General features: G+C 37.1%; 5 protein-coding genes and 4 tRNA genes. All 9 read left to right on the forward strand.

Going from position 1 to position 5,528, the window contains the following annotated elements; translation table 11 throughout:
- The first annotated feature begins 50 nt into the window (after positions 1 to 50).
- Positions 51 to 127: transfer RNA gene (locus DG046_RS09400), tRNA-Asp, on the forward strand.
- Between the two features lie 28 nt (positions 128 to 155).
- Positions 156 to 241: transfer RNA gene (locus DG046_RS09405), tRNA-Tyr, on the forward strand.
- 3 nt (positions 242 to 244) lie between these two features.
- A tRNA-Gly gene (locus DG046_RS09410) sits at positions 245 to 319 on the forward strand.
- Positions 320 to 322: 3 nt separating this feature from the next.
- Positions 323 to 399: transfer RNA gene (locus tag DG046_RS09415), tRNA-Arg, on the forward strand.
- Positions 400 to 534: 135 nt separating this feature from the next.
- Positions 535 to 1,491: a tyrosine-type recombinase/integrase gene (locus DG046_RS09420; protein WP_108832244.1), complete on the forward strand. Its 957-nt coding sequence runs from the start codon at positions 535 to 537 to the stop codon at positions 1,489 to 1,491.
- A 142-nt stretch (positions 1,492 to 1,633) separates the two neighbouring features.
- Positions 1,634 to 1,996, forward strand: a complete 363-nt coding sequence (locus DG046_RS09425) for a hypothetical protein (RefSeq protein WP_108832245.1) — start codon at positions 1,634 to 1,636, stop codon at positions 1,994 to 1,996.
- Between the two features lie 595 nt (positions 1,997 to 2,591).
- Positions 2,592 to 2,939 carry a hypothetical protein gene (locus DG046_RS09430; protein ID WP_108832246.1) on the forward strand — a complete coding sequence of 116 codons (348 nt, stop codon included), beginning with the start codon at positions 2,592 to 2,594 and terminating at the stop codon, positions 2,937 to 2,939.
- Between the two features lie 23 nt (positions 2,940 to 2,962).
- On the forward strand, positions 2,963 to 3,358 hold the full coding sequence (locus DG046_RS09435; protein ID WP_108832247.1) for a hypothetical protein: 396 nt from the start codon (positions 2,963 to 2,965) through the stop codon (positions 3,356 to 3,358).
- Between the two features lie 111 nt (positions 3,359 to 3,469).
- Positions 3,470 to 5,299 carry a helicase-related protein gene (locus tag DG046_RS09440; protein WP_108832248.1) on the forward strand — a complete coding sequence of 610 codons (1,830 nt, stop codon included), beginning with the start codon at positions 3,470 to 3,472 and terminating at the stop codon, positions 5,297 to 5,299.
- Positions 5,300 to 5,528 lie beyond the last annotated feature (229 nt).

Here is a 5,528-nt window from a genome sequence, read left to right on the forward strand (position 1 = left end):
CCTTACAAGCAGGGGGTCATAGGTTCGAGCCCTATTGCGCCCACCAACCTGGCCTGGTAGTTCAGTTGGTTAGAATGCCAGCCTGTCACGCTGGAGGTCGTCGGTTCGAGTCCGATCCAGGTCGCCAATTTTACTTAAAATGTACAATCACATAGGGAGGAGTTCCCGAGTTGGCCAAAGGGGACGGACTGTAAATCCGTTAGCTCAGCTTTCAGTGGTTCGAATCCACTCTCCTCCACCATTTGCGGAAGTGGCTCAGTGGTAGAGCATCGCCTTGCCAAGGCGAGGGTCGCGAGTTCGAATCTCGTCTTCCGCTCCACTTGTACCGCTAGCTCAGCTGGATAGAGCGTCTGGCTACGGACCAGAAGGTCGAGGGTTCGAATCCTTTGCGGTACGCCAAAGCAAGTTTACTTATAGCTTTTTTGCTGTAAGTATTGCAAAATACGCATTTGTTGCGTGTTTAGATTTTAAATAACTTACTTTATATCCGAATTCTTTTAACCTCTAAACATTGGAGTATGAAAAGAGGGTGGTATGAAGAAAAGTCAATTTAAACTAGACACGTTGCAGATGCGTTTTTTGTTGTCTAAGAAAGTGAACGGCATTAAAGAAATTACCTTAGAAAGTTATCGCAAAATATTCATGAACTTTGAGCACCAAACTGAAAAGCCTATGGATTATGACAATCTCCTAGAGCAAACAGCGGACTTCTTCTATAAGATCAATTGGTATTCTGATATGGCGTTCAATAACCAAAGGGCACACTTGAATTGCTATTTCAATTTTCTTATTGAAGAAGAGATACTGAAAGCAAATCCAATTAAGGAACTAAAGATCACAAGGCGAAAAGAAGATGACCAGCCGAAGCCTACCTGTATTGAAGAACTGGAAGCCTTGTTGGCGGTTATACCTTCTTACAGTTATGTAGGTAAGCGAGATAGGACAATGATTCTGCTAATGGCAGATACCGGCATACGTCCGGCGGAAGTGGTACGCCTTAAGGTGGATCATGTAGATTTACAGAAGGGATATATCTTCCTCACAAAAGACATTACGAAAACGAAAAAAGATAGGATCACGCCTATATCTGATGAAGTGAAAAACAGCCTTGTTAGTCTTCGGGAAATTGTCCTAAGCCAATGGGAGAACAAAGACCATCTATTCTTAACGGAAGACGGCGAAGAAATGGAAACCCACGTCCTAAGAAATAACATGAAGCGTTATTCGAAGTTAGCAGGCGTAAAGGTAACACCTTATCAACTACGCCACTTCTTCGGAACAGAATACCTTCGCCATGAAGGGAATCTTCTTTATCTTCAAAAGGTCATGGGTCATAGCAATTTGAACACGACGAAAAAGTATATTCAGATCGATGAAAATGACCTGTTACGTTCGCACAGGACCGCTTCGCCTATAAAAGGGCTTATACGGAAGAAGAATACAGATAATCAACGCTTAAGGATTAGGAACAAGGATAATATAACCATATAAGACTGTACAATCAAATATAAGGCGTTATAGATAAACAGGAATATAATTCCATCTATAAAAGATTAAAACGCCTTAAAATGGACGTGAGAGCCTCAAATAAGAAGAAGTAACAAAAAAAGAAACATGAAAGGTAGGAATTTGAATGAATTATAGAGAATTTGAAGAGTGTATGGAATTTTGCGGCTGTGCAACAACTTTCGCCAAAGATACCATTACCGTTAGCGAAAGCGGAAGTATATTGGCAGAAATTGATACTTCGTTAGGATCACCGGCACAAGTACAATTCAACATTGATAACCTTCGGGATTATTACTATTCACAAGTCAATACAGTAGGGGAGCGGAAGCAAGATTGGCACATACCCGTTCACCAATTCGCAAACTTAGTATTTACCTTTGTTCTTACGAATCAAGATGCTAAATACGATCCGCCAATTGATTGTGAAGAAGAACCGTTCTTTGATTATGAAGATATTGATTTAGAAGATTTCCTAACTGACTATTAAGGAAGATGCCCTAACGCTTATGTTAGGGTTTTTATTTTAGATCATGATAGCGAGCGGGAAAAGCGGGAAAACAAGCACAAAAAAACGAATCAACGGCCTTATATTACAGTTCTATTACAGAAATAAACGGCTTAACCATGCGGGTTATAGAAGACAAAAAATTTAAAGAAAACTTGTTAACGCTTGCCTAAATGGGTATAATATAAGTGAAAAGAGAATAAGAGAGACTGATGTTCACAAAAATAGATTAAATTAGGAAGGTGATGTTACTAAAGTTATTTAGTGAAGAGTACGAGACATAAACAAACCAACTGACCATAAAGGCGAAGCCTACATATTGTTCCACTACAAGGCAAGCCGGAGAGACGAAACATAAAGCAGAGAATAAACTGCTTAGGCGATGAACGTCATTAAAATTCAACTTCTTTTTTCGATGAACCATAACAAATTCATAAGGCTATTGTGCTAAACAACAATAGCCTTTTTCTATTTTTAGGCAAGTACAACTATCAATATACAATTAAAACGCCTTAAATTAGATCCTAGAGCCTTGAATAGATATAAAATTAGAATAACAAAGTTAGGAGAGAAACTATTGCCAATTCAAAACGTAAAAGACTATAAGGGATTAAAGGAAAACATGAACTATATAGGGCTTCGAAGCAAAGTACAAGATAGAGGAACGAAAGTCGTTATTTACTACTTCGATAAGGAAATGAACGAAAATAAAGCGGTCGTTCTTATCCACTTAGCAAGTGAAAAATACTATCCGATGTGCTTTAACATTGATTCCTATGTGGCGTATAGAAAACGATACGCCGAAGCGAAGCCGAAGAAATTTAAAAACAGAACAGTACAAGATGATGTGGAAACACTTTATAGAAGCATAGCCACCTATTACCTTAATGTTAATAAACTTGTAGATAATCAAAAGGAGCAATAAAAATAGATAAGCAACAAGAGAAAATGAATTGTGGAATTGATTTTGAATATGTGAATGTATTTGTGGATCAGTACTTAAAACTATACGATCAGATGAACCGAATCGGGCTGGACATAAAGACAGAAAATAACGGAAATCGTGTAGTGATTTATCAGAAAAGCAAGAGCAAGAAAACAGATATAGCCATAGCTACTATTTACTTAGAAGATATGAAGCGAGACATAGAATTTCATTTCACGCCTTGCCTTCATCGCATGGGAAAGAAGCCCAACCATAAGCGAGACATAAAAAAAGATTGGCGATTCAATATTCAAATCTTAGTGGATAGTGCCTATTACTTTTATGCCAGTGTTAAAGACATGAACCGGCAAAAAGAATTAGGTTCGAACACGATTGCGAGACGATACGGGGAGATTTAAAGCCGATTGAGATTTTGATATAATGGTGAATATTTAGGGAAGGGATTTCCTTCCCTATTTCACTGTTAGAGAACGGCATTACATTTTAACTTTTATAACGGAGCGGGGAACATGAGTAGAAGAAACACGAGACAATCAGATAATCGCCTTTTTGTTGATGGCAAGCGGCTATTTAACAGAGTAAATTCCCTAAACGAAATGGGATATAAAAATATCCTAGTAACAGCCCCATTAGAAAGCGGCAAAACTAGTTTCGTGTATGACTACTTATTGGGTACGGGGAAAAAGGTAGCCATTCTTTCGAACCGTTCACTGCTAAAAGATCAAAACAAAAAATACGTGAAGCGTACCCAAGCACAAAAAAATAAAAATGGAAGTAATGACCGAGATATTATTGACAATACATTGACATATTGTTATCAAATAATTGGGAATATTTTATTTGAAACCGATAAAGAGAAAAGACGAAAATTCAAAAATAACTTCAGGAAGCGTACGGGGTTATCACAACAATTAGTTGATGAGTATTTCCGAAGAACGGAAGAATTCGTAGAGCGAGATATTAGAGAAGTAGACTATCTGATTTTAGATGAAGCTCACTATTTCACAAGTGATTCTGAATTTAACGATAATACCGAAAAAGAATTTGAATACCTTTTTAACCATTGTAACGGGATAAAAGTATTCATGACCGCTACACCTGAAGCGTTTATTGACGCTGTAAGGGCGTATGAAGCAAAAAACAATATTGAACATTTTGAGAGAATGAAGGAAGTTGATTTGCTAAGACAATTGACGCCGGGCATTCAAGAACAAATAGATAATTGCGACAGTGAATATATGACCATACCGGAAGAAGATGATAATATCATTCAACACGTAAACAATCACTTTATATTTAACTACATTCATGAAAAGGATAAAGACAAATTCATTAGCGAACAAGTAAAGTTAAGCAATCCACACAATAAAATGATATACTTCGCCAACAATAAACGATATGCCTTGATTGTCAAGGGAATGGCAGATGGTAAATCCTTATTAGATAAAAAATATAAGGGGGGTGCCTTTCTATGTAGCCTCTATGATACAGACGGGTTCAGTAGATTTATTGACCACGAAGAAAGGGAACGTATTGTAGACAATGAAAAATTCAATAAAGATGTGCTAGTTACGACCAAAGTATTAGATAACGGCATTAACATTCGTGATAGGCAGGTAAAGCGTGTAATCATAGATTATGTGAATTACGATTCGGTGGTTCAGATGATCGGGCGAATACGTACAAAAAACAGAAACGATAAAGAGAAATTAGAGATTACATTCATTGTGCCGGAATTAGGAGACATTAAAAATAGAATCAGAGATTCACAAAGAATAATAAATGGCGAAGAAGCTAAACGAAATAATAGTGGCGAAGATTCCGAGCCGAACCTGTTTAGAATCGAACAGTGTAGATACACGAAAAAAGCCTATGAAGAATTGTTTGAATTTGATAGCTTAGATGGTGAGAATATATTTAACTATCACTTCGGACACATTTATCAACTGCTAACCCATTCAGATAATAGTGTTCTTCTTCCGCCGGTAAAGGGCTTGGATAAAGTAAAGGAAGAATTCAAAAAAGAAAATAATCGAATCGAAAGTGAAAAGCGAATTCAAGCAGCACTGAAAGACCAGGAGAGAGAAGAAACACGAAAACTATTAGCACAAAGAATTCAGAAGTGCTTTGCTAAATATGGAAACAGGGAATTACTCAAAGATGAACTTGATATGTTGGCGAAGGACTTGAATTTCAAAAATAAAGATGGTTCAACTTCGAAAACTGTTAAGACTATAAACAATCATTTAGCAGAATATGGTTATAGGTTAGAATCAAGAATCTCCAGAGAAAAAAATACTAGAGATAAAAAGACATACAAAATCATCAAACAGTGTTAAATAATTAACTATGGTGCATGTTTCATGATTTATGCCTTATATATACGGATATCATGAAATGTACACCATTTATACGTTAACTTTGTTTTAAATTAAATCAGAACCACCGGCTTAGCCGGTGGTTTGTTTTGCCCCTATAAGGGGCTGTTACCGGCAGCACTTTCGTGCTCTGAATTTCTTCCTCTTGCAACAATTCCCCAGTTGGCGCTAAAGCGCCTATTCTCATACT

Origin of the sequence: Aedoeadaptatus coli (assembly GCF_900343085.1) — a bacterium.
GTDB classification, from domain to species: domain Bacteria; phylum Bacillota; class Clostridia; order Tissierellales; family Peptoniphilaceae; genus Aedoeadaptatus; species Aedoeadaptatus coli.